Source organism: Streptomyces sp. NPDC090045, assembly GCF_044747975.1.
Classification (GTDB): Bacteria; Actinomycetota; Actinomycetes; order Streptomycetales; family Streptomycetaceae; genus Streptomyces.
Genome location: NZ_JBIVFA010000002.1, coordinates 724520 through 746879, shown reverse-complemented (window position 1 = coordinate 746879; position 22360 = coordinate 724520). Strand labels below are relative to the sequence as shown.

The following is a 22360-nucleotide window of genomic DNA, read 5'->3' as shown; positions in this document are numbered from 1 at the left end:
CGCCGGACACGGAGCGAGGGGTGCCCGGCGCCCCGTACGGTCAGCTCAGGAGCGCGAAGGTGAGGGCGGCCGTGCCGCCCAGGGCGGTGCCGGCGAGGAGCTGAGCCGGGGTGTGCGCCTTCAGCGCCAGGCGGGACCAGCCGACGGCGGCGGCGATCAGGGCCGCGGGGAGCGCCGTCGGGCCGAAGACGAGCGCCAGGATCATCACCGTGCCGCCCGCCACCGACATGTGGATCGATATCTGCCAGCCGACCGTGACCAGCAGGGACGAGACCAGCCCCACGAGCATCGCGACGACGAGCGCGAAGACCTCCCGGGGCGCGCCGAGGACGTGCAGCAGGGTGATCCCGGCGATCACGGAGAGCAGGCTCAGGCCCATCGGGACGAGCCGCTGGCGCCGCACCCGGATGTGCTGGTCGGTCAGCGCCCCGCGGCGGACGCCGAGGGCGATGATGCCGATCGGTACCGCGCCGCAGAACAGGGCGCCGAGCAGGCCCCAGCCGAGCCCGGTCCACGAGGTCGTGCTGTGCCACCCGATCAGCAGGAGCAGGGCCACCACCAGGTTCGCCGGCGCCAGGACGTCGGAGAGCACCCGGGCGGCCTTCTGGCGGGGGCTGCAGTCGGCGAAGGCGGGCGGCGCGGGCGGGGAGAAGGTCACGGCGTGGCTCCGGAGGGGATCTGTCCTCGAACACGACACAACGCTGCCCCGGCCGCTGATCGCGGTCGGGGCAGCGCAGAGAATGCAGAAGGTGGAAGTGCTGTCAGCGTCCTTGGGGGGTCAGCCGACGACCTTCTTCAGGGCGTCACCCAGGGCGTCCGCCTCATCGGGGGTCAGCTCGACGACAAGCCGACCGCCGCCCTCGAGCGGTACGCGCATGACGATGCCCCGCCCCTCCTTGGTGACCTCGAGCGGGCCGTCGCCCGTCCGCGGCTTCATGGCCGCCATGCTCGTTCCCCTTCCTGAAACCAGCTCATCGTCAGCCGACGGCCCCATTCAGGCGCCTAATACCCGGCATCGAACACATTGCTTCCCAGCCATTATCCCGCATGTCAGGACCCGATGACCAACATCGGCCGGGAACGCTTGGGCAACGCGCTTGACCAAAACCACTCATTTCGGGGACCCGCCTGCGATACTTCGCCGCCGCACCACGGGGACGGCATCGGCTTTCTTTGACGCACATCACATGTGCGCGCCGCGTCCGGTCCGCCATGCTGGCCCTTGCACCGGCCGGTACCGGCCGGTAGCCAAGCCCGCGACGAAGGGGGACCCCCTGCCATGGCCGACAGCGTGCTCTACGAAGTGACCGACGGACTCGCGACCATCACGATCAACCGTCCGGACGCGATGAACGCGATGAACACCGAGGCCAAGGTCGCCCTGCGCGACGCGGTCCAGGCCGCGGCCGGGGACACGGCGGTACGGGCCGTCCTGCTGACCGCGGCCGGCGACCGGGCCTTCTGCGTGGGCCAGGACCTCAAGGAGCACGTCGGGAACCTCGCCTCGGACCGCGAGACCGGTACCTCGCTGACCATGACCACGGTCGCCGACCACTACAACCCGATCGTCCGGGCGCTCACCGAGATGCCGAAGCCCGTGGTGGCCGGGGTGAACGGCGTCGCGGCCGGAGCGGGCTTCGGCTTCGCGCTGGCGGCGGACTTCCGGGTGGTCGCCGACACCGCCTCCTTCAACACCTCGTTCGCCGGGGTGGCGCTGACCGCCGACTCCGGGGTCTCGTGGACCCTCCCCCGCCTGATCGGCGCCTCCCGCGCCTCGGACCTGCTGCTCTTCCCGCGTTCGATCAAGGCCCAGGAGGCGTACGAGCTCGGCATCGTCAACCGCCTGGTGCCCGCGGACGCCCTGCACGCGGAGGCCGAGGCCGTGGCCCGCACGCTCGCCGCGGGCCCCACGGTCGCGTACGCCGCGCTGAAGGAGTCCCTGGCGTACGGGGCCTCCCACTCCCTCGCGGAGTCCCTGGCCCACGAGGACGTCCTCCAGACCCGCGCAGGGGCCTCCGAGGACCACGGCATCGCCGTCCAGGCCTTCCTCGCGAAGCAGCCGCCGAAGTACGTCGGCCGCTGACCCGTCCCGGCGGCGCCGGCGGGGCCGGGGGCCGTACGCCCCCGGCGGCCGCCGCGCCGGATCACGCCGGGTCGCGGGAGGCGCAGTCCGTCAGGTGGTCGTTGACGAGGCCGCAGGCCTGCATCAGCGCGTAGGCCGTCGTGGGGCCGACGAAGCGGATGCCGGCCTTCTTGAGGGCCTTGGCGAGGGCTGTGGACTCCGGGGTGATGGCCGGGACCTCGGTGACCGTCTGCGGGGCGGGTGAGGGCTCCTCCGGGACGTGGGACCAGATCAGGGTGTCCAGCTCGCCCGGCTCCCACCCGGCGAGGACCTTCGCGTTGGCCAGGGTCGCCTCGATCTTGGCCCGGTTGCGGATGATCCCCTCGTCGGCCAGCAGCCGCTCCGCGTCCTGCTCGTCGAACTCCGCGACCGCCGCGATCTTGAAGTCGGAGAACGCCTTGCGGAAGCCCTCGCGGCGCCGCAGGATCGTGATCCAGGACAGCCCCGACTGGAAGGCCTCCAGGCAGAGCCGTTCGTAGAGGGCGTCGTCACCGTGGACCGCGCGGCCCCACTCGGTGTCGTGGTAGGCGACGTAGTCCGGCGTGGACAGCGCCCACGGGCAGCGCAGCAGCCCGTCCGTCCCGGCCAGCACGCCGCTCACCGCTCACCGCCCTTGCCGAGGTCCACGCGGTCGGCCACGTCCGCCGGGGCGGTGGCGGGCCCCGCCGCCGCGGCGGTCAGCTGCGCGATCCGCGCGTCCCGCTCGGCCAGTTCCGCCGCGAGCCGCTCCAGTACGTCGTCCACCTCGGCCATCCGGTAGCCGCGCGGCGCGACGGGCAGCCGCAGCGCGTCGATGTCCTCGCGTACGACGGGCCGGCTCTCCGGCAGCCCGTCCGCCACACGGTCCGGCTCCGCTTCCGGCAGGACGGCCTCCGAGCCGCCCCCGATCACGGCCAGGGTGACCGCCGCCACGACCACGACCAGCGCGATCATCAAGAAGAAGAACACGATCAACTCCCCTGAGAGACTCCGGCCACCAGGTTAAGGTCGCAGGCGAGGCGCGAGGGCCGCCGAAGGAGGAAAGAGCAGGATGCTGCGACTGGGCAGGCGCGAGTTCGACACCCACGAGCCGGTGATCATGGCCATCGTGAACCGGACTCCGGACTCCTTCTACGACCAGGGCGCGACGTTCCGCGACGAGCCGGCGCTGGACCGGGTCGAGCAGGCGGTCGCCGAGGGCGCCGCGATCATCGACATCGGCGGGGTCAAGGCGGGCCCGGGCGAGCACGTGGACGCGGCCGAGGAGGCCCGGCGCACGGTCGGCTTCGTGGCCGAGGTCCGGCGCCGCTTCCCGGACGTGGTGATCAGCGTGGACACCTGGCGGCACGAGGTCGGCGAGGCCGTGTGCGAGGCCGGGGCGGACCTGCTGAACGACGCGTGGGGCGGGGTGGACCCCAAGCTGGCGGAGGTCGCGGCGCGCTACGGCGCCGGGCTGGTCTGCACGCACGCGGGCGGGGTCGAGCCGCGCACCCGGCCGCACCGCGTCGCGTACGAGGACGTGATGGAGGACATCCTGCGGGTCACGGTCGGCCTGGCCGAACGCGCCGCCGCACTCGGCGTCCGCCGGGACGCGATCATGATCGACCCGGGCCACGACTTCGGGAAGAACACCCGCCACTCGCTGGAGGCCACGCGCCGCCTGCCGGAGATGACCGACACCGGCTGGCCGGTCCTGGTCTCCCTGTCCAACAAGGACTTCGTCGGCGAGACCCTCGACAAGCCGGTCAAGGAGCGCCTGCTGGGCACCCTGGCCACGACGGCCGTCTCCGCCTGGCTGGGGGCGCAGGTCTACCGCGTCCACGAGGTCGCCGAGACCCGCCAGATCCTGGACATGGTCCGCTCCATCCAGGGCCACCGCCCCCCGGCCGTCGCCCGCCGCGGCCTGGCCTGAACACCCGTCGGACGGAGGCCGACGCAGCCGGCCGAAGCCGGAAAGGCGCCCCGGCGCCGCACCGCGCGAGGACGGCGTCAAGAAGGGGCTCCTGGACATGGTCCGCTCCATCCAGGGCCACCGCCCGCCGGCCGTCGCCCGCCGCGGCCTGGCCTGAGCAGCCGCACTCGAAGGAACCGGGCCCGGGCCGCGGTGGCCCGGGCCGGTGGGGCTACTTGCCGACTTCCTTCGTCACCAGCGCGATCGCCTCGTCCACGTCGTCCGTGACGTGGAACAGGTAGAGGTCCTTCTCCGAGGCCTTGCCCTGGGCGATCACGGTGCCCCGCAGCCAGTCGATCAGGCCGCTCCAGTACTCCGTGCCGAACAGCACGATCGGGAAGCGGGTGATCTTCTGGGTCTGGACCAGGGTCAGCGCCTCGAACAGCTCGTCCAGCGTGCCCAGGCCGCCCGGCAGGACGACGAAGCCCTGGCTGTACTTCACGAACATCGTCTTGCGGACGAAGAAGTACCGGAAGTTCAGCCCGAGATCGACGTGCTGGTTGAGCCCCTGCTCGAACGGGAGCTCGATGCCGAGGCCGACCGAGACGCCGTTGGCCTCGCGGGCGCCCTTGTTGGCCGCCTCCATCGCTCCCGGGCCGCCGCCGGTGATCACCGCGAAGCCGGCGTCCACCAGCGCGCCGCCGATCCGTACGCCCGCCTCGTACTCGGGGGTGCCCGCCGCGGTGCGGGCCGACCCGAACACGCTGATCGCGGGCGGCAGCTCGGCGAGCGTGCCGAAGCCCTCGATGAACTCCGACTGGATGCGCAGGACCCGCCAGGGATCGGTGTGCACCCACTCGGAGGGCCCGGCGGAGTCCAGCAGCCGCTGGTCCGTCGTACTGCCCGCCTTGATCTGGCTCCGCCTCCTCAGCACCGGCCCGAGCTGCTGCTCCTCGGGCCGACGACGAGCGGTACCTTCGGGGTTGCCCATGATGTGCTCCCTCCTGCTGATCGTTGGATCAGGGTAGGCGCACAAAGGTGACGAGAAGCGGAATTCAGGAGGTCAGCCAGGCACGGAGTCGTTCCTCGCAGTGCAGGATCGCCTTCGTCTCGACCCGCTCGTCGACCTTGTGGGCCAGCAGGGCGTCGCCCGGGCCGTAGTTGACGGCCGGGACGCCCAGCGCGCTGAAGCGGGAGACGTCCGTCCAGCCGAACTTCGGCATGGCGCGGCCGCCCACGGCCTCCATGAAGGCCGCGGCCGCCGGGTGGGAGAGGCCGGGGAGGGCGCCGCCGGAGGAGTCGTCCACGACGAACTCGGCGATGTCGCAGTCGGCGAACACCTCCCGTACGTGCGCGAGCGCGTCGGCCTCGCTGCGGTCGGGGGCGTAGCGGAAGTTGACCGTCACCGTGCAGGCGTCGGGGATCACGTTGTTGGCGACGCCGCCCTCGATGCGCACCGCGTTGAGGCCCTCGTGGTACTCCAGGCCGTCGATGACCGGCTTGCGCGGCTCGTACGCCGCGAGCCGGGCCAGGATCGGGCTCGCCGAGTGGATGGCGTTGGAGCCCATCCAGCTGCGGGCGGAGTGCGCGCGCTCGCCGGCGGTGCGCAGCAGGACGCGCAGGGTGCCCTGGCAGCCGCCCTCGACCTCGGCGTTGGAGGGCTCCAGCAGCACCGCGAAGTCGCCCGTCAGCCAGTCGGGGTGGGCCTCGGCGACCTTGCCCAGGCCGTTGAGGTCGGCGGCGACCTCCTCCTGGTCGTAGAAGACGAAGGTGAGGTCCCGGTTCGGCTCGGGCACGGTCGCGGCGATGCGCAGCTGTACGGCGACACCGGACTTCATGTCGGTGGTGCCGCAGCCCCACAGGACGTCGTTCTCGTCGAGGCGGGACGGGACGTTGTCGGCGATCGGCACGGTGTCGAGGTGGCCGGCGAGCACGACGCGCTCGGCGCGGCCGAGGTGCGTGCGGGCGACGACGTTGTTGCCGAAGCGGTCCACGGTGAGGTGGGGCAGGCCGCGCAGCGCGTCTTCCACTAGGTCGGCGAGTACCTTCTCGTCGCCGCTCACGGACGGAATGTCGACGAGCCGGGCGGTCAGCTCGGCGGCGTCCAGGGTGAGGTCCAGCTCGGATTCGGACATGGAATGACCCTAACGCCCCGGACTGGGGCGGGACCTCGCCGTCCGGCCGGTGGACGCGTCATATGCCTCAAGTACGGTGGGCCGCGTGTCCGAGAACCGTGATTCCCGTCCTCGCCGCCGCCGGCCGCTGCGCGCGGCCGTCGGTCTGCTCGTTCTCCTCGCGGTGATCGGCTACCTCGCCGTGCAACGCGCTTCGAACGGCGGTGGTGGAGCCCCGTACTGCACGGCCAGGGTGTACTCGGGCAACTACGACGGAACCTCCGAATCGTACGAAATGTCCCCGGAGCAGGCGGCGAACGCGGCGACGATAGCCGCCGTCGGCGTCGCGAAGGGCCTGCCGGACCGGGCGGTGACCATCGCGCTGGCGACGGCCATGCAGGAGTCCGCGCTGCGCAACCTCGACCACGGCGACCGGGACTCGCTGGGCCTCTTCCAGCAGCGGCCCTCGATGGGCTGGGGCACGCCGGAGCAGATCAGGGACCCGGTCTACTCGGCCGGCATCTTCTACGACCACCTCGTCGACGTGCCGGGGTACTCGCGGCTGCCGCTGACGGTGGCCGCGCAGAAGGTGCAGCGCAGCGGGTTCCCGCAGGCGTACGCGAAGCACGAGCCGGACGCGACCGTGCTGACGGCGGCCTTCGGCGGCGACGGCATCCTGGAGTGCGGCGGCCCCAAGCCCGCCGGGCCGGGCGATCCGGAGAAGGTACGGAGCGAGATCATCCGGATCTTCGGCGAGGACGGCCTGCACACCATTCCCCCCCGGATCGGCGATCCGGGCCGGTCCGGCCAGGCCGGCCGGGTCAGCGTCGAAGGCAAGGACGGCCCGGAGGTCGAGGTCACCCTGATGGAGAAGAAGGGCGGCGGTGAGGCCGCCTCGCGCCGCAGCCGTGCGATGGCCTACTGGGCCGTGGCCCACGCGAAGGACATGGGCATCGCCCGGGTGTCCTTCGGCCTGAGCGCCTGGATCGGGGGCCAGGCCCGGGGGCAGTGGCAGCACAAGGGTGGCACGGGGGCGAAGGACGGCGACGGGGATCCCCGCAACTCGAACCCGGACGAGGTGCGGATCTTCATGGCCCGCTGACGTCCACGGCGCGCCGGGGGCGCCGGGGGCGGCCATCCGCCGGGGCCCCGCGACACGCCGGGACGGACCCCCGGGCGCGCGTACGAGTGATCACCCCTGCGAGGGTGATCCGTTCGCCGGGCCATGACCCCCTGGAGACACGGAAGCCCTGGTCGGCCCGCATCCAATGCGCTTGTCGCGGAAGCCGATTAAACGATGCGTTACCGATCCTTTACCATCCGGCACCGCAACTCCTCCCGCCCCGCGAGCGGTTAGTCACGGCGTACTCAGCCGCTACCGCTTAGGAGCAACATGTCTCTCCCCCTGACCCGTCGGATCGCCCGTGCCGCGCTGCTCCTCGCAGCCGGGGCAGCGCCCGTGGTCGGTGCGGCCGGCGCGGCCAGCGCCGCCGGTCTGGAGTCCGTGCCGCTGGGCGCACTCACCGCGCAGGACGCGCCCGGAGCCGCCACCGACGCGACCACGGGCGCGGCCACCGACGCCGTGGGCTCCACCGCCGAGACCCTGCCGGCCCCGGCCGCCGACGTGGCCGGCAAGGCGGGGGGCCTGCTCGGCGGGCTGCCCACGAAGGAGCTCCCCGTGTCCCAGCTGCCGGTCTCGGAGCTGCCCGTGGGCGGTGCCGGCGCTGTCCTGCCGGCGGGACTGCCCGGCGCGCCGCTGGGCGGCTGACGCCGCGGGAAACACCGAGGGGGCCGGGAGTGCGAACTCCCGGCCCCCTCGGGCTGTTCCCGGCGCTGCCCGGCGCTCAGCCGAGGCGCTTGACCGCCGCCTCGACGCGCTCGTCGGTGGCGGTGAAGGCGACGCGCACGAACCGTGCGCCCGCCTCGCCGTAGAAGTCGCCCGGCGCCACCAGGATGCCCAGGTCCGCGAGGTGGGCGACGGTCTCCCAGCAGGGCTCGTCCCGGGTCACCCACAGGTAGAGGCTCGCCTCGCTGTGCTCGACCCGGAAGCCGTGCGCCTCCAGGGCCGCACGCAGCGCCGCGCGGCGGGCCGCGTAGCGCTCGCGCTGCTCCTCGACGTGCTGGTCGTCGCCGAGCGCCGCCACCGTGGCCGCCTGCACCGGGGCCGGGGTCATCATGCCGCCGTGCTTGCGGATCTCCAGGAGCTCGCCGAGCACGTCCGCGTCACCGGCGATGAAGGCCGCCCGGTAGCCGGCCAGGTTGGAGCGCTTGGAGAGGGAGTGGACGGCGACGATCCCCTCGTACGAGCCGCCGCACACCTCGTCGTGTAGGACGGAGACGGGCTCGGCCTCCCAGCCCAGCTCCAGGTAGCACTCGTCGCTGAAGAGCAGGATCCCGTGCTCGCGCGCCCAGGCCACGATCCGTACGAGGTCCTCCTTGGCGAGGACCTTGCCGGTGGGGTTGGAAGGGGAGTTGAGCCACAGCAGCTTCACACCGGACGGGTCGAGCTCGGTCGGGTCGTCGTAGACCACCGCTTCGGCGCCGCACAGCCGCGCGCCGACCTCGTACGTCGGGTAGGCGAGCCGCGGGTAGGCGACCTTGTCGCCGGCGCCGAGGCCGAGCTGGGTCGGCAGCCAGGCCACCAGTTCCTTGGATCCGACGACCGGCAGCACGTTGCGGTGCTCGGCGGCGCTCGCGCCGAGGCGCCCGCGCACCCAGCCCGTGATCGCGTCGCGCAGGGCGGCCGTGCCCCACACGGTCGGGTAGCCCGGGGAGTCGGCGGCCTCGATCAGGGCGCGCTGGATCAGCTGCGGGACCGGGTCCACGGGCGTGCCGACGGACAGGTCGACGATGCCGTCCGCGTGGGCCGCCGCCGTCTTCTTGTACGGCTCCAGCTTGTCCCAGGGGAAGGCGGGAAGACGGTCGGATACTGCGGCCACGATGGTCTCTGCTCTCTCTGAGTACTGGCTGGTAGCGGGTCCGCAAACGCCTCGGTCCCGTGCGGCGACGAGGCCGTACGGGACCGGAGGGCGCGTCTGCCTGAAAAGGTCAGTGCTCGCTGTTGATGCCGGCAGGCTGCCCCGCGACGAAGGGGTGATCGCGCTCGATCAGGCCCAGCTTGGAGGCACCACCGGGCGAACCGAGCTCGTCGAAGAACTCGACGTTCGCCTTGTAGTAGTCCTTCCACTCTTCCGGAGTGTCGTCCTCGTAGAAGATGGCCTCGACCGGGCAGACCGGCTCACACGCACCACAGTCGACGCACTCGTCCGGGTGGATGTACAAGGACCGCTGGCCCTCGTAGATGCAGTCGACGGGGCACTCTTCGATGCATGCCTTGTCCTTGACGTCGACACAAGGCTCCGCGATGACGTAGGTCACGCTCTCGTTCCTCCTCGGTAGGGCTTTCCATATCGCGCGGGAGCGCGGCGTCGTCGATGCCCGCACCTAGTATCTCCGTTCCCGGGCACGATCCGAACAGGAGGGGCGGACAGAGCTGTGGAAATCAACGCCGGAGGACTGCTGGAAGTCCGAATTACCCCGGCTGACGTGGGTAAACGAGTCTCTGTACGACGGGTGGAGGCCGGGCTGAGCGGATCACCCGAGTTCACGGACACGGTCGGTGTTCTCACATCCTGGGACCAGGGTGTGCTGCTGATCACAAAGAAGAACGGGCAGTCCGTCCGCATCGCGGAATCCTCCCTGGTCGCGGGCAAGACGGTGCCTCCGGCGCCGGCCCGGCGGCGGGGTCCGGCGGCCTCCTTCGAGGAGCTGTCGCGGATCGCGGCGCGGTCCTGGCAGCCGCTGGAGAGCGAGCGGCTGGGCGACTGGACGCTGCGGGCGTCCGCCGGCTTCACCCGGCGGGCCAATTCGGTGCTGGCGGTGGGCGACCCGGGGATACCGCTGGACGATGCACTCGCGCGAGTGACCTCCTGGTACGCGGAACGAGGGCTTCCGGCCTATGTGCAGGCCGCGACCGGAGCCGCCGGCACGCAGGAGCTGCTCTGCGCGGAGCTGGAACGGCGGGGCTGGGCGTCCGAGGTGTCGGCGGAGGTACGGATCGGGGCGCTGGCGACGGTGGCCGACGTGGCGGCGCCCGCCGCCGGATCCGTACGACTGACCCGTGTCCCGGACGAGGAATGGCTCGGACGCTACGGGAAGGTCGGCGACCCGGACGTGGCCCGGCGGCTGCTGGTGGAGGGCCCGTCGGTGTGGTTCGCGGCGCTGCCCGGGGGCCGGGCGGTCGGGCGGTGCGTGGTGGACGGGCGCTGGGCCGGCTTCTCGGCCGTGACGGTCGATCCCGTGCAGCGGCGGGAGGGCCTGGCGACGGCGGTGATGGCCGCGCTGGCCGGCAAGGCGCTGGAGGAGGGAGCGTCGGCGGCGTGGCTGCAGGTCGAGACGGACAATGCGGCGGCGCTGGCCCTGTACGACGGGCTGGGCTTCGCGACGCACCACACCTACCACCACTACCGGGCGGCGGGGTGAGTCCGGCGGACCGGCGGGAGGAGTTCGCGGCGGAGGCCCGCTCGGAGCGGCCCGATCTGGCCCTGCTGTGCCTGCTGCTGGCGACGGAGGCGGACCCGGACCTGGACGAACGCGCCATGGACTGGGCGCAGATCGAGCTGGACCGGCTCGCCGGGATGCTGCCGTACGGACTGCGGGGCGCCCGGGCGTGGGCGTCGGCCGTGACGGAAGTGCTGGGCGCGCGGCTCGGCTTCCACGGCACCCCGGCGGACTACGGCCGGCTGTCGTCCTCGCTGCTGCACGAGGTCCTGCGGCGGCGGCGCGGCCTGCCGATCCTGCTGTCGGTGGTGTGGCTGGAGGTCGCCCGGCGGGCCGGGGCGCCGGTGTACGGGCTGGGGCTGCCGGGGCACTTCGTGGTGGGCTTCGGGGACCCGGAGGAGGGCGTGGTCGTGGACCCCTTCGCGGGCGGCGCGTCCTTGGGCGCCGGGCCCGCGGAACTGGCGTCGGGGCCGCGCACGCCGGCCGGCACCCTGGACATCGTGCTGCGGATCCTGGCCAACATCCGGGCGTGGGCGTCGACCCGCCCGGAGCAGTCCGGGGTGGCCCTGTGGGCGCTCGAACTGTCACTGCTGCTGCCGTCGCATCCTGCGGCGCTGCGGTACGAGCGGGCGCGGCTGCTGGTGGAACGGGGCTCCTTCCAGGAGGGGGCGGCGGCGCTGGACGCGTACGCGGACGTCGTCGCCGCGATCGACACCGACGCGGCGGCCCGCATCCACGCCGAGGCCGTCTCCGCCCGCGCCCTGCTGAACTGACGGGGCTCTGCCCCGCACCCCGCGCCTCAATCGCCGGCGAGGCTTGATCTGCCGAGGCCGTCCGCTCAGCGGGGCCGGGTTGCCCGCAGGGCAATGTCAGCCCCTCCGGCGTTTGAGGAGCCCCGCAGATGTCATGCGGCGGACGTGGCAGTGCCCCCGCCCGGGGTCCGGGCGGGGGCACTGGTCCGTCGTGGCGCGGCGGAGGTCAGCTCGCGTTGGTCTCGATGACGACGGTCCGCTCGGCGGGGGTCTTGCCGCGCAGGGCCTTGCCGAGGGCGCCGGCGACGTCCTGCGGGGTGACCGCCGTCTTGGCGCCGGTGCCGCGGGTGATCAGGACGCCGTCGAAGCTGTTCCCGTAGACCGCCTTGAGCGCCTCCAGGTCGAACTTCTCGGTGAGGCGGCCGTCCACTGCCTGCATGCTGAGGAACTTCGGCAGGGACTTCGAGCCGAAGGGGAGGGACTTGCCCCCCGCCTTGACCGTGGCGATGGCGGACATCGCGGGCTCCGCGAACTCCTTCATCGCCCGGTCCAGTTCGGCCTGGTTGACGGCCGGTTCCTTGGTGGTGGTCGGCAGTTCGGGCACGGCCGCCTTGCCGGTGGCGACCTGGTCGCGGAAGGCCTTGGTGACCAGGTCGACGGAGGCGTCCACGTCCAGGGTGGTGCCGGGCTTGCCGGGGACGGCGACGGCCTTGCCGGTGTCGAAGGTGATCGTGCCCTCGGTGACCGAGCCGGCCGTGCCGGCGAGCTCCTGGAGCGCGACCTGGAGCTTCTCCTCGTCGACCGGCATCACGGGGTCGGCGACGCGCTGGTTGCCGAGCAGGGAGCCGATGACGGTGACGGGGTTGTAGTCGCTGCCGGCCGCGTTGCGGACGGTGGTCTGGCTGTCCAGGGTCAGCCCGGCCTTGTCGGGCTTCAGCTCGACCTGCTTGCCGCCGACGCTGAGCTGGATCGGGGTGGCGGCGCGGGTGCCGAAGGCCGTCTGGAGCTTGCCCACGGCCTCGTCGCGGCTGCCGCTGATGTCGACGTCGAGGACGGTGGTGCCCTTGGGGACGTCGGAGTGGTTCAGGAGCAGCCCGGCGCCGTAGGCCACGCCGATCAGGGCCACGATCCCGCCGCCGAGCAGGACCAGCTTGGAGCGGCCCTTCTTGGCGGGCTTGGCCGGCTCGGCGGCCTCGGCCTTCGGCGGCACGGGCACGGGGCGCGGTACCGGTACGGGGGTGGGCACCGGAGCGTCCAGCTCGGGGCCGGGCCAGCTCGGCGCCTCGGCGCGGGGTCCGCCGCCGGGGCCGCCGAGCGGGCCGGTGCCGAAGCCGGGACCGCCGGTGGGTCCGGCGGGGCCGCCGGGCCCGTCGCCGTAGACCGGGAAGGCCTCGGTGACGGGGCCGCCGTCGCCCTGGTCGCTCCCGTACACGGGGAAGCCCTGGGTGGACCCGACGCCGGGGCCGCCGGGCATGGGGGCGGCGGGCGCCGGAGGCTGGGCGTAGCCGGTGCCGTAGTCCGCCACGGGCGGCGGCGGGGTGCGCGGCGGCGCGTAGGCGCTGTCCGGCGCCGCCGGCGGGGCCTGGGTGCGCGGCGGGGGCGCGTAGCCGCCGCCCTGCACGGGCGGGGGCGGCGTCGGGCGGGGCGCGGCGCCGGGTACGGGCCGCTGCGCGAGCGGGGGCGGCGGGGCGGACGCGGCCTGCGGCATCTGCGCGGCGGGCGCCGGGGCCGCGGGCGCGGTGCCCGCCGGCTTGCGGGGGGCGAACCAGTTGCTGGCGGCCGGCTCCTCGGCTTCGGCCGGGCCCTGGGCGCGGGCCGGCTCCGGCTCCCGCTCGGCCTCGATCCGCGTCGGCTGGGGCTTGGGGCGCTGGGCGAGCGGCGGCTCGGGCGTGGACTGCGGCTCCTGCTCCGGCGCGGCGGCGGCCGGGCCGGAGTTGGTGCCCATCGACTTGCGCACGACCACCGGCGGGATCGGCCGGGAACCGGGGATGTTGATCCGGATCCGGGTCGTCAGGGTGGTCTCGGTCTTGGGCCCGTCGGATTCGGGCGTGGACGGCTTCGAGGTCACAGGGTTCTCCTCCGGAGCGGTCGGCGCGCCAGGTCCGGACGGCACAGTCGTGGACGGGTGCTGGCCGGTTCCATACGGCGGCGTCCCCGAGGGGTATGCGGCTCCGCCGTGCCCCTTGGGCCCGGAGGACGAACTGTCGGTTTCACGACTCAAGGCAGGTTCTCCCGGTTGGCTCCGCCGCCCGTCATACCGTGCGCGGGCAGCTCGGCGGCCCGTCCACCATACTGGCCGCCGCCCGCGCGCAACTGACGGCCGGGAATCAGGGGTTCCCCCTCAGGCCCGCCAAACCCCCCTGAACCGCCCCCAGAGCCCCTTCGCGCCCCCCCGCGCCGATCTCCCTACGAGGTCCGACACCACGTCACTTGGCAGACCGAGCGGCCGAAACCGGCCGGTCCAGCGGGCCGCGCATCGTGGCACACATCACAGCGAGCACCGTTCCACCCAAAAGGTAGACGTACATGCCGATTCCGGACGAACTGAGGAGGAAGTCCCCCTCGGGTCGCGGGACGCTGAGCATCACGTACGCGAGGAACCAGCCGGCCGCGGCCCCGCCCACCCCGAGGGCGGTCCCGAGGGCGATCCGGCCCCCGAGGAAGAGCCCGAAGAGGGCCAGCAGGCCGAGCAGCAGGCCGCCGGGGAACCACAGGTCCACCACCAGCCAGCCGGCCGCGCCGGTCAGCGCGCCCGCGACCACCAGGCCCAGGCAGCCGGCGATCCGGCCCGCCGTCAGCAAGCCGGTCACGCCTGCACCCCCGCGAAGAGGTCGTGCTCGCGCGTCCCCTCCGGGGCGCCGGGCCGGCCCTCGACCAGTTCGTAGTACTCGCGCGTGAACAGCGGCTGCGCCAGGTCGTTGGAGAGGGCGAAGAAGGGCCCGTCCACGGCGATCTGGGTGGCGTGGGCCCGCATGGCGGCCGCCTTCGCCGCCACGATGGGCTCCTCGGCCCCGATCTCGGCGGTGATCCGCTCGTCGGCGACGACCCCCGGCACGTCCTCGGGCGAGCCCAGGCCCGGGAACGGGTTCCCGTCCCCGGCGGCGCGCAGCCGGGCGAAGCCCTCCTCGACCACGGAGAGCGGGACGCGGTTCCAGTAGATCTTCCCGACCGCGTGCGGGGCGCCGAGGTCGCGCCGGTACGCGGTCTCCGCGGCCAGTTCGGCGGCGCGCATGGCGACCCGGTGGGCCTGGATGTGGTCCGGGTGCCCGTAGCCGCCGTGCGGGTCGTACGTGACGAGCACCTGCGGGCGCAGCTCCCGGATCACCTCCACGAGGTACGCGGCCGCCTCGTCCACGTCGGCCGACCAGAAGGCTCCCTGGCGGTGGTTCTGCGGGGCGCCCATCATCCCGGAGTCCCGGAAGCGGCCGGGGCCGCCGAGGAACCGGTGGTCGTGGACGCCCAGTTCGGCCATGGCGGCGGCGAGCTCGCCGACGCGGTGGGCGCCGAGGGTGTCGTCGCGGTCGGCCGCCAGGTGGGCGAGGCCGGGCGGGATGACCTCGCCCTCCTCGCCGAGGGTGCAGGTCACCAACGCGACGTGGGCGCCCTCGGCCGCGTACTTGGCCATGGTGACGCCGTTGTTGATCGACTCGTCGTCCGGGTGCGCGTGCACGAGGAGCAGACGACGGGCGGGAAGACCGTTCATGGACCTAGCCTACGAGGCCAGGGCTAGAACTTGAGGCCACTGATCATGGTCGCCACGTTCGAGGTGAGCTGGCTGAGGGTCGGCGCGACGGTGGAGCTCGCCAGGTAGAAGCCGAGCAGGACGCAGACGACCGCGTGTCCCGCCTTCAGGCCGGCCCTCCGGACCAGCAGGAAGACGATGATCGCCAGCAGCACCACGGCGGAGATCGAGAGTGCCACGGCGTTTCACCTCCACGTCGAGCGGACATCGGTACGCGCATTCGCGCTCGGCGAGAGTCATACCCACCGTGCGCTACGGATCATAACTATCCGTGCCAGCGCATCGATCGAAATCCGGCAGCACGAGGGGCGCATGGCGCGCACGGGTGGGGTCACGGGGAGGCCGGCCGGGGCGGCCGTACGCCTCCCCGGCCGGCTGTCGGCACCCGCACGGCCGCACGCCACCCAGGCTGCATGCCCCAGATCTCGGGGCAGAAACGGTCAAGTTGCCCCCGTGTAAACCGTGTTGCGGGGGCGGCGGCCACACCCTCACCTCACACCCCGCGGGTGGCCGGAAATCATCGATGGGCGGGGCGGCCGTCCCACGGACAGGACAGGACGGACGGGGCGGGGGCTAGTCCTGCGCGCCCTTCGGCGGCGCCGGCGGCACCACTTGTCTCTCCGCCGCGAAATGGCACGCCGAGGGGTGGGCCGCCGGACCCTGGGGGAAGGCCTGCGGGACCGCCAGCAGCGGGACCTCGGCCGTGCAGCGGGGCTGGGCCTTCCAGCACCGGGTGCGGAAGGGGCAGCCCGACGGCGGGTCGGCCGGGGACGGCACGTCGCCGGAGAGGATGATCCGCTCGCGGTGGGCGCGGGCCTCCGGGTCGGGCACCGGAACGGCCGAAAGCAGGGCCTGGGTGTACGGGTGGGTGGGGTGGTCGTAGATCTGGCTGTCGGTGCCGATCTCCACGATCCGGCCCAGGTACATGACGCCGACCCGGTCGGAGATGTGCCGCACGATCGACAGGTCGTGCGCGATGAAGACGTAGGACAGGCTGAAGTCGTTCTGGAGGCGGTCCAGGAGGTTGATGACCTGCGCCTGCACGGAGACGTCGAGCGCGGAGACCGGCTCGTCGGCCACGATGATCTCGGGCTGGAGCGCGAGGCCGCGGGCGATGCCGATGCGCTGGCGCTGGCCGCCGGAGAACTGGTGCGGGTAGCGGTTGATGTACTCCGGGTTGAGACCGACCACGTCGAGGAGGTCCTGGACCTTCTGCCGGCGCGAGCCCTTGGGAGCCACCTCCGGGTGGATCTCGTAGGGCTCGCCGATGATGTCGCCGACCGTCATCCGCGGGTTCAGCGAGGTGTACGGGTCCTGGAACACCATCTGGATGTTGCGGCGCACGGCCTTCAGGGCGCGGCCGGACAGCCTGGTGAGGTCCTCGCCCTTGTAGAGGATCGAACCCGCCGTCGGCCGCTCCAGGTTGACCAGCATCTTGGCCACGGTCGACTTCCCGCAGCCGGACTCGCCGACGATGCCCAGCGTCTCCCCGGCGCGCAGGTCGAAGGAGACCCCGTCCACGGCCTTGACCGCGCCGACCTGCTTGCGGAAGACGATGCCCTGGGTCAGCGGGTAGTGCTTGACCAGGTCCTTCACCTCCAGAAGGGACTCAGCCACGGAGGCACTCCTTCCAGAAGAAGCACGCGCTGGTCCGTTCCCCGGCCACCTGCGCGAGCGGCGGGACCTCGGCGCGGCAGCGGGCCTGGGCCATCGGACAGCGCGGGTTGAAGGCGCAGCCCGGCGGAATGGCCAACAGGTTCGGCGGCAGGCCCTTGATGGCGTACAGCTCCTGGCCCTTCTGGTCCAGGCGCGGAATGGAATCCAGCAGTCCGCGCGTGTACGGGTGGGCGGGCGCCTTGTAGATCTCGTGGACGGGGGCCGCCTCGACGATCCGGCCCGCGTACATGACGGCGATCTTGTCGGCCACGTCGGCGACCACGCCCAGGTCGTGGGTGATCAGGATGAGGCCCATGTTCAGCTCGCGCTGCAGCTCCGCCAGCAGGTCCATCACCTGGGCCTGGACGGTCACGTCCAGGGCCGTCGTCGGCTCGTCCGCGATGATCAGCGAGGGCTCCAGGGCCAGCGCCATGGCGATCATGATGCGCTGGCGCATGCCGCCCGAGAACTGGTGCGGGAAGTCCCCCACCCGCTGTTTCGCCGCCGGGATCTTCACCCGGTCCATCAGCTCGACGGCCTTGGTCCTGGCGTCCTTGCGGGACATCCCGCGGTGGACCTCGTACATCTCGCCGAGCTGCTTGCCCACGCTCAGGACCGGGTTCAGGGAGGAGAGCGCGTCCTGGAAGATCATCGCCATGTCGGCGCCGCGGATCCTGCGCCGCTCCTCCTCCTTCATCGTGAGGAGGTCCTTGCCCTTGAAGAGGATCTCGCCGCCGGCGATCCGGCCCGGCGGCATGTCGAGGATCCCCATCACGGCCTGGGCGGTCACCGATTTACCGGAGCCCGACTCACCGAGCACGGCGAGCGTCTCGCCCTCGTCCACCGAGTAGTCGACACCGTTGACCGCCTTCGCGACTCCGTCGCGCGTCTTGAATTCCACGTGCAGGTCGCGGACTTCGAGCAGCATGTGCGGGGCTCCTCAGCGCAGCTTGGGGTCGAGGGCGTCGCGCACCGCGTCGCCGAGCATGATGAAGGCGAGCACGGTCAGGCTCAGCGCGCCCGCCGGCCAGAGCAGCATGTGCGGGGCGTTGCGGATCTGCGAGGCCGCGTTGGAGATGTCGATGCCCCAGGAGACGGTGGGCGGGCGCAGGCCGACGCCGAGGAAGGACAGGGTGGCCTCCAGGGCGATGTACGTGCCGAGCGCGATCGTGGCCACGACGATGACCGGGGCGACGGCGTTGGGCGCCACGTGCCGCAGCATCATCCGGCCGTTGCCGGCGCCGAGGGCCCGGGCGGCCTGGACGTAGTCGTTCTGTTTTGCGGTGATCACCGAGCCGCGGGCGATGCGGGCGATCTGCGGCCAGCCGAGGAGCACGATGAAGCCGACCACGGGCCACACGGTGGTGCTGGTGACGACGGACAGGAACACCAGGCCGCCGAGGACCACCGGGATGCCGAAGAAGATGTCGGCGACCCGGGAGAGCAGCGCGTCGCCCCAGCCGCCGAAGAAGCCGGCGAGCCCGCCGAGCGCGGAGCCGAGCAGGGCGGCGCCGAGGGTGGCGCAGACGCCCACGGTGATGGAGGCGCGCGCCCCGTACACCGTGCGGGTGTAGACGTCGCAGCCCTGGGTGTCGTAGCCGAAGGGGTGGCCCGGGGAGGAGCCCTGCTGCGATTTGGACAGGTCGCACTGGAGCGGGTCGCCGCTCGCGATGAGCTGCGGCCAGATCGAGATGATCACGAGGAAGAGGATCATCAGCGAGGAGACGATGAAGACGGGGTTGCGGCGCAGCTGGTGCCAGGCGTCGGACCACAGGGAGCGGGCCTTCTCCCGCGGCCCGGGGCCGGTCGGCCCGGCGCTCTTCTCGATGCCCTCGACGCTCTCGGCCTCCTCCAGCGCGAGATCCATGGGTCCTCCCTGGCCGGTGGGGGAGACCGCCTCGTGCCGGCGGGGGCCGACGGGGTCGTATCCGCCGGGGCCTTCGGCGCGCTCGGGGGGCTCGGGCTCAGGCATAACGGATCCTCGGGTCCAGGACCGCGTAGAGCAGGTCGACGAGCAGGTTCGCCAGCAGGAAGACGATGACGAGGATCGTCACGAAGCCGACCACCGTCGGGGAGTTGTTGCGCAGGATGCCCTGGTAGAGCTGGTAGCCGACGCCGTGGATGTTGAAGATCCGCTCGGTGACGATGGCGCCGCCCATCAGCGCGCCGATGTCGGTGCCGATGAAGGTGACGACGGGGATGAGCGAGTTGCGCAGCAGGTGGCGGGTGACGACCCGGCGGCGCGGAAGTCCTTTGGCGACGGCGGTGCGGACGTAGTCGGCCTTGACGTTCTCGGCGATGGAGGTGCGCGACAGGCGGGTGACGTAGGCGAGGGAGACCAGCGCGAGCACGATGCCGGGCAGGATCAGCTCGTTGAGGGGGGCGTCCGGGGAGACCGTGGGCCGCACCCAGCCCCATTTGACGCCGAAGAGGTACTGGAGCAGGTAGCCGGTCACGAAGGTGGGCACCGAGATGACCACGAGGGTGGCCACGAGCACGGAGGTGTCGACGGTCTTGCCGCGGCGCAGGCCGCTGATCACGCCGAGGGTGATGCCGATGACGACCTCGAAGAAGATCGCGACCATGGTCAGGCGCAGGGTCACGGGGAAGGCGCTGGCCATCAGCTCGGTGACGGGCTGGCCGTTGAAGGCCGTGCCGAAGTCGCCCTGGAAGATCTGGCCCATGTAGTGGAGGTACTGCTTCCACAGGGGCTGGTCGAGGTAGAGGTCCTTGCGGATGCGCGCGGCGGTGGCGGGGTCGGGCGCCTTGTCGCCGAAGAGGGCCGCGACGGGGTCGCCGAGCGCGTACACCATGAAGAAGATCAGGAACGTGCTGCCGATGAACACCGGGATCATCTGGAGCAGCCGCCGGATCACATAACGTCCCATGGACTGCTCCAGGATCGATCCGAAACGTGGGTCAGCTGACCTTGATCTGGTCGTACACGGGGACGCTGAACTGGTTGAGCGCCACGTCCGAGAGCCGCTCGGCGTAGCCCGCGCTGCCGTTCTGGTACCAGAGCGGGATGGCCGGCATCTGCTCGGCGAGGATCTTCTCGGAGTCCTGGAACTTGGCGACGGCCTTGGTCTGGTCGCTCTCCTGGTTCGCCTCGTCGACGAGCTTGTCGAAGTCCGGGTTGCTGAACTTCCCGTAGTTGGAGGAGGCGCCGGTGTAGTAGAGCGGCTGGAGGAAGTTCTGGATCAGCGGGTAGTCGGCCTGCCAGCCGGAACGGAAGGGGCCCGTCAGCTTGAAGCTGCTCTGCTGGTTGCGGAAGTCCGCGAAGGTGCCAATCGGGTTGACCGTGCAGACCGGGCCCTCGCCCAGCGCGTTGTTGATGCTGTTGCAGACGGCGTCCATCCAGTCGCGGTGCGAGCCGGTGTCCACGTTGGAGGTCAGCGTGACCTTGCCGCCGGGGAGCCCCCCGCCCTCCTGGATGAGCTTCTTGGCCTCGACCGGGTCGTAGACGCAGGCGTCGCCGCAGACCGTGGAGGAGAAGCCGCCCTTCTCGCCGAGCGCCGGCGAGGTCCAGTCCTTGGCGGGGGTGCGGGTCTCGCGGAAGATCTGCTTGGTGATCTCGTCGCGGTTGATCGCCCGGGAGATGCCCTGGCGGACCTTCTCCATGCCGGGCTTGCTCCACTGCGCGTCGTACAGCGGGAAGGTGAGGGTCTGGATGATGAGGGCCGGCTGGTTGATGTACCGGTCGCCGAGGTCGTTCTTGACGTTCTTCAGCTGTTGCGCCGGGATGTCGTCGACGAGGTCGAGGTTGCCGGAGATCAGGTCGGTGTAGGCGGTGTTGTTGTCGGTGTAGACCTTCAGGTCCACTCCGCCGTTCTGCGCCTTGTCCGCACCGGGGTACGCGTCCCACTTGCGCAGCTTCATGCCGGTGCCCTTGGTGTACGAGTCCACCGTGTACGGGCCGTTGCCGACGGGCTTGTTCAGCCAGGCGGTGTGGTCGGTGAAGAAGGCCTGGGGCAGCGGGGAGAACGCCTGGTAGCCGAGGGTCTCGGGCCAGGTGGAGAACTTGTTCTTGAGGGCCACGGTGAAGGTCTTGGGGTCCTTCACCACCAGGCCGGACATCGTCTTCGCCGTCGGTTCCCCGGAGGCCGGGTGCACGTCCTGGTAGCCGACGATGTCGGAGAAGAACGGCGAGTTGTTCTGCTTGTTGCGCACGTCCGCGCCGTAGTTCCAGGCGTCCACGAAGGACTGGGCGGTGACCGGCTCGTCGTTGCTGAACTTCCAGCCGTCCTTCAGCGTGATCGTGAAGTTCTGACTGTCCGTCGTCTCGATCTTCTCGGCGAGCATGTTGTCCGCCTCGCCGGTCTTCGGGTCGTAGCGCTTGAGACCCCGGAAGAGCATGTCGAGGACCTTGCCGCCCTGCACCTCGTTGGTGTTGGCGGGCTCCAGCGGGTTCTGCGGGTCACCCCAGGACGAACTGACGATCCCGGCCTCGCCGCCGCCCCCGCCACTGTCGCTTCCGCCGCCGCAGGCCGTCGCCGCGAGGGCGACGGCCACCGCACATGCGGCCCACTTGGCGTGGGTGGCTCCGCGCATGGAGTGCCTCCTAGGGGTCCCTGACTCGCTTAGGGGCCAATGTCACCCTATGTGGGGGCCCGCACACTCCTCGTTGGACCGATTGCACCCGCGCGTCACGCGCCTGTCACCCCTGCGAGTGCAACGGCAGCTCCCAGGAGTCGACCGCGTAGTGCAGGCCCATGCCGTGCGCCTCGTAGAGCCCGAGTGCGCCCGTTTCGTTGTGGATGTCCACGCCGAGGCCCACGGTGTCCCGGCCGCGCGCCGCGTACACCGCGAAGCAGTGGCGCAGCAGGAAGCCGCCGAGGCCGCGGCCGCGCAGTTCCTTGCGTACGCCGATGTGGCCCACCCAGCCCATGCTGGTCCGGTCGTCCCGGCTGAGCAGGACGGCCGCGTCGCCCTGGCCGGGCAGGCTCGCGATCCAGACCAGGGACCAGTCGAGCCGGCGGCCGTCGATGTGGTCCAGCCAGGACTCGTACGGGCGGTCCACATGGCCGAAGTGAGCCGCGAAGGTCTCCTCGATCAGGGCGTGGGCCCGGTGGCGGTCGGCCTCGTCGTCGGCGCAGTGGCGCAGGGTGAGCCCGGCCGGGACGGCCGGCGGCAGGTCGGCGGCCGGCGACAGGGAGCGGGTCATGACCTGGTAGCGGCGGATGGTGCGGTAGCCGCGCGCGGTGAGGTGGGAGAGGTCGAGGGTGGGTGCCACGTTGAGCTGGAGCCGCAGGACGCCGGAACCGGCGGTCAGCTCCCGGGCCCTGGCCTCCATGCGCTCCAGCAGCAGGACGGCCGCCTCGTCGTGGCCGGGGAGCACGTAGTGGTCCCCGTCGACACGGCCCGGGCCGGAGTCCGCCCAGACCAGGGCGTAGGCCACGAGCCGGCCGCCCTCGAAGGCGAGCCAGGAGTCGGTGGCCAGGTCGACGTCGGGGGCGTTCAAGTCGGATTCGACGGTGCCCAGGTCGGTCTCCGGGCGGCCGATCTCGATCATGTCGACGGCGTTGAGGAGGGCGCAGATGTCGGCCGCGTCCCCGGGCCCGGCGGGCCGTACGGTGAGGGTCATTGCCTCACTCTCCGTCCCGC

Annotated in this window: 24 protein-coding genes; 6 read left to right on the top strand and 18 right to left on the bottom strand. The window is 71.9% G+C overall.

The features are described from left to right. Window positions 1–40: 40 nt before the first annotated feature. Both ACIPYQ_RS08440 and ACIPYQ_RS08435 read right to left on the bottom strand, forming a co-directional pair. Window positions 41–658 carry a hypothetical protein gene (locus ACIPYQ_RS08440; protein ID WP_401247469.1) on the bottom strand — a complete coding sequence of 206 codons (618 nt, stop codon included), beginning with the start codon at window positions 656–658 and terminating at the stop codon, window positions 41–43. A 120-nt stretch (window positions 659–778) separates the two neighbouring features. Then, entirely contained in the window at window positions 779–946 is a 168-nt protein-coding gene (locus tag ACIPYQ_RS08435; protein WP_003966491.1) for a DUF3117 domain-containing protein, read from the bottom strand. 333 nt (window positions 947–1279) lie between these two features. Between ACIPYQ_RS08435 and ACIPYQ_RS08430 the strand changes: the two genes are divergently transcribed. After that, window positions 1280–2083, top strand: coding sequence for an enoyl-CoA hydratase/isomerase family protein (locus ACIPYQ_RS08430; protein ID WP_401247467.1), 804 nt, complete (start codon window positions 1280–1282; stop codon window positions 2081–2083). 61 nt (window positions 2084–2144) lie between these two features. On the opposite strand, the gene ACIPYQ_RS08425 is transcribed toward ACIPYQ_RS08430, so the two are convergent. Together ACIPYQ_RS08425 and ACIPYQ_RS08420 are read right to left on the bottom strand one after the other, a co-directional pair. Further along, window positions 2145–2723, bottom strand: a complete 579-nt coding sequence (locus tag ACIPYQ_RS08425) for a DNA-3-methyladenine glycosylase I (protein ID WP_401247464.1) — start codon at window positions 2721–2723, stop codon at window positions 2145–2147. Next, window positions 2720–3076, bottom strand: coding sequence for a DivIVA domain-containing protein (locus ACIPYQ_RS08420; RefSeq protein WP_362234516.1), 357 nt, complete (start codon window positions 3074–3076; stop codon window positions 2720–2722). Before ACIPYQ_RS08420 ends, ACIPYQ_RS08425 begins: the two co-directional genes overlap by 4 nt. Window positions 3077–3152: 76 nt before the next feature. Here ACIPYQ_RS08420 and folP point away from each other — a divergent pair, with 76 nt between their 5' ends. Continuing rightward, entirely contained in the window at window positions 3153–4013 is an 861-nt protein-coding gene (gene folP / locus ACIPYQ_RS08415) for a dihydropteroate synthase (protein WP_362234519.1), read from the top strand. Window positions 4014–4224: 211 nt separating this feature from the next. Here folP and ACIPYQ_RS08410 read toward each other — a convergent pair whose 3' ends face one another. After that, window positions 4225–4983 (bottom strand): TIGR00730 family Rossman fold protein, encoded by a 759-nt coding sequence (locus tag ACIPYQ_RS08410; protein ID WP_401247461.1) that lies wholly within the window; start codon window positions 4981–4983, stop codon window positions 4225–4227. Between the two features lie 64 nt (window positions 4984–5047). Further along, entirely contained in the window at window positions 5048–6127 is a 1080-nt protein-coding gene (gene dapE / locus ACIPYQ_RS08405) for a succinyl-diaminopimelate desuccinylase (RefSeq protein ID WP_401247458.1), read from the bottom strand. 85 nt (window positions 6128–6212) lie between these two features. On the opposite strand from dapE, the gene ACIPYQ_RS08400 reads away from it, so the two are divergent. Both ACIPYQ_RS08400 and ACIPYQ_RS08395 read left to right on the top strand, forming a co-directional pair. Continuing rightward, window positions 6213–7208, top strand: coding sequence for a hypothetical protein (locus tag ACIPYQ_RS08400; protein ID WP_401247456.1), 996 nt, complete (start codon window positions 6213–6215; stop codon window positions 7206–7208). A 291-nt stretch (window positions 7209–7499) separates the two neighbouring features. Next, the gene (locus ACIPYQ_RS08395; RefSeq protein WP_401247453.1) at window positions 7500–7874 is read left to right on the top strand and encodes an ATP-binding protein; all 375 of its coding nucleotides are present in this window, start codon (window positions 7500–7502) and stop codon (window positions 7872–7874) included. Between the two features lie 76 nt (window positions 7875–7950). On the opposite strand, the gene dapC is transcribed toward ACIPYQ_RS08395, so the two are convergent. Further along, on the bottom strand, window positions 7951–9045 hold the full coding sequence (dapC, locus tag ACIPYQ_RS08390; RefSeq protein WP_361768965.1) for a succinyldiaminopimelate transaminase: 1095 nt from the start codon (window positions 9043–9045) through the stop codon (window positions 7951–7953). A gap of 109 nt (window positions 9046–9154) precedes the next feature. After that, window positions 9155–9484, bottom strand: a complete 330-nt coding sequence (gene fdxA, locus ACIPYQ_RS08385) for a ferredoxin (protein WP_361768967.1) — start codon at window positions 9482–9484, stop codon at window positions 9155–9157. Between the two features lie 117 nt (window positions 9485–9601). Here fdxA and ACIPYQ_RS08380 point away from each other — a divergent pair, with 117 nt between their 5' ends. Next, window positions 9602–10588 carry a GNAT family N-acetyltransferase gene (locus ACIPYQ_RS08380; RefSeq protein WP_361768969.1) on the top strand — a complete coding sequence of 329 codons (987 nt, stop codon included), beginning with the start codon at window positions 9602–9604 and terminating at the stop codon, window positions 10586–10588. Continuing rightward, entirely contained in the window at window positions 10585–11379 is a 795-nt protein-coding gene (locus ACIPYQ_RS08375; protein ID WP_401247448.1) for a transglutaminase-like domain-containing protein, read from the top strand. The genes ACIPYQ_RS08380 and ACIPYQ_RS08375 overlap by 4 nt, the downstream gene beginning before the upstream one ends. Before the next feature lie 205 nt (window positions 11380–11584). Here the strand turns inward: ACIPYQ_RS08375 and ACIPYQ_RS08370 are convergent, their stop codons facing one another. The 10 genes from ACIPYQ_RS08370 to ACIPYQ_RS08325 all read right to left on the bottom strand — a co-directional run bounded on the left by ACIPYQ_RS08370 (window position 11585) and on the right by ACIPYQ_RS08325 (window position 22340). Then, window positions 11585–13426 (bottom strand): hypothetical protein, encoded by a 1842-nt coding sequence (locus tag ACIPYQ_RS08370; protein ID WP_401247445.1) that lies wholly within the window; start codon window positions 13424–13426, stop codon window positions 11585–11587. A 358-nt stretch (window positions 13427–13784) separates the two neighbouring features. Next, complete coding sequence (locus ACIPYQ_RS08365) at window positions 13785–14168, bottom strand: DUF6113 family protein (protein ID WP_401247443.1); 384 nt, start codon at window positions 14166–14168, stop codon at window positions 13785–13787. Further along, window positions 14165–15061 (bottom strand): N-acetyl-1-D-myo-inositol-2-amino-2-deoxy-alpha-D-glucopyranoside deacetylase, encoded by an 897-nt coding sequence (mshB, locus tag ACIPYQ_RS08360; RefSeq protein WP_361770375.1) that lies wholly within the window; start codon window positions 15059–15061, stop codon window positions 14165–14167. Before mshB ends, ACIPYQ_RS08365 begins: the two co-directional genes overlap by 4 nt. 23 nt (window positions 15062–15084) lie before the next feature. After that, the gene (locus ACIPYQ_RS08355; RefSeq protein ID WP_361770372.1) at window positions 15085–15279 is read right to left on the bottom strand and encodes a hypothetical protein; all 195 of its coding nucleotides are present in this window, start codon (window positions 15277–15279) and stop codon (window positions 15085–15087) included. Between the two features lie 394 nt (window positions 15280–15673). Continuing rightward, the gene (locus ACIPYQ_RS08350; RefSeq protein WP_361770369.1) at window positions 15674–16717 is read right to left on the bottom strand and encodes a dipeptide ABC transporter ATP-binding protein; all 1044 of its coding nucleotides are present in this window, start codon (window positions 16715–16717) and stop codon (window positions 15674–15676) included. Next, a complete protein-coding gene (locus tag ACIPYQ_RS08345; protein WP_361770366.1) occupies window positions 16710–17684 on the bottom strand; it encodes an ABC transporter ATP-binding protein in 975 nt (324 codons plus the stop codon). The genes ACIPYQ_RS08350 and ACIPYQ_RS08345 overlap by 8 nt, the downstream gene beginning before the upstream one ends. Before the next feature lie 12 nt (window positions 17685–17696). Further along, the gene (locus ACIPYQ_RS08340; protein WP_401247438.1) at window positions 17697–18728 is read right to left on the bottom strand and encodes an ABC transporter permease; all 1032 of its coding nucleotides are present in this window, start codon (window positions 18726–18728) and stop codon (window positions 17697–17699) included. Further along, on the bottom strand, window positions 18721–19644 hold the full coding sequence (locus tag ACIPYQ_RS08335; RefSeq protein ID WP_361770363.1) for an ABC transporter permease: 924 nt from the start codon (window positions 19642–19644) through the stop codon (window positions 18721–18723). The genes ACIPYQ_RS08340 and ACIPYQ_RS08335 overlap by 8 nt, the downstream gene beginning before the upstream one ends. Window positions 19645–19675: 31 nt before the next feature. Further along, complete coding sequence (locus ACIPYQ_RS08330) at window positions 19676–21307, bottom strand: ABC transporter substrate-binding protein (protein WP_401247435.1); 1632 nt, start codon at window positions 21305–21307, stop codon at window positions 19676–19678. Window positions 21308–21413: 106 nt separating this feature from the next. Then, the gene (locus ACIPYQ_RS08325) at window positions 21414–22340 is read right to left on the bottom strand and encodes a GNAT family N-acetyltransferase (protein ID WP_401247433.1); all 927 of its coding nucleotides are present in this window, start codon (window positions 22338–22340) and stop codon (window positions 21414–21416) included. Window positions 22341–22360 lie beyond the last annotated feature (20 nt).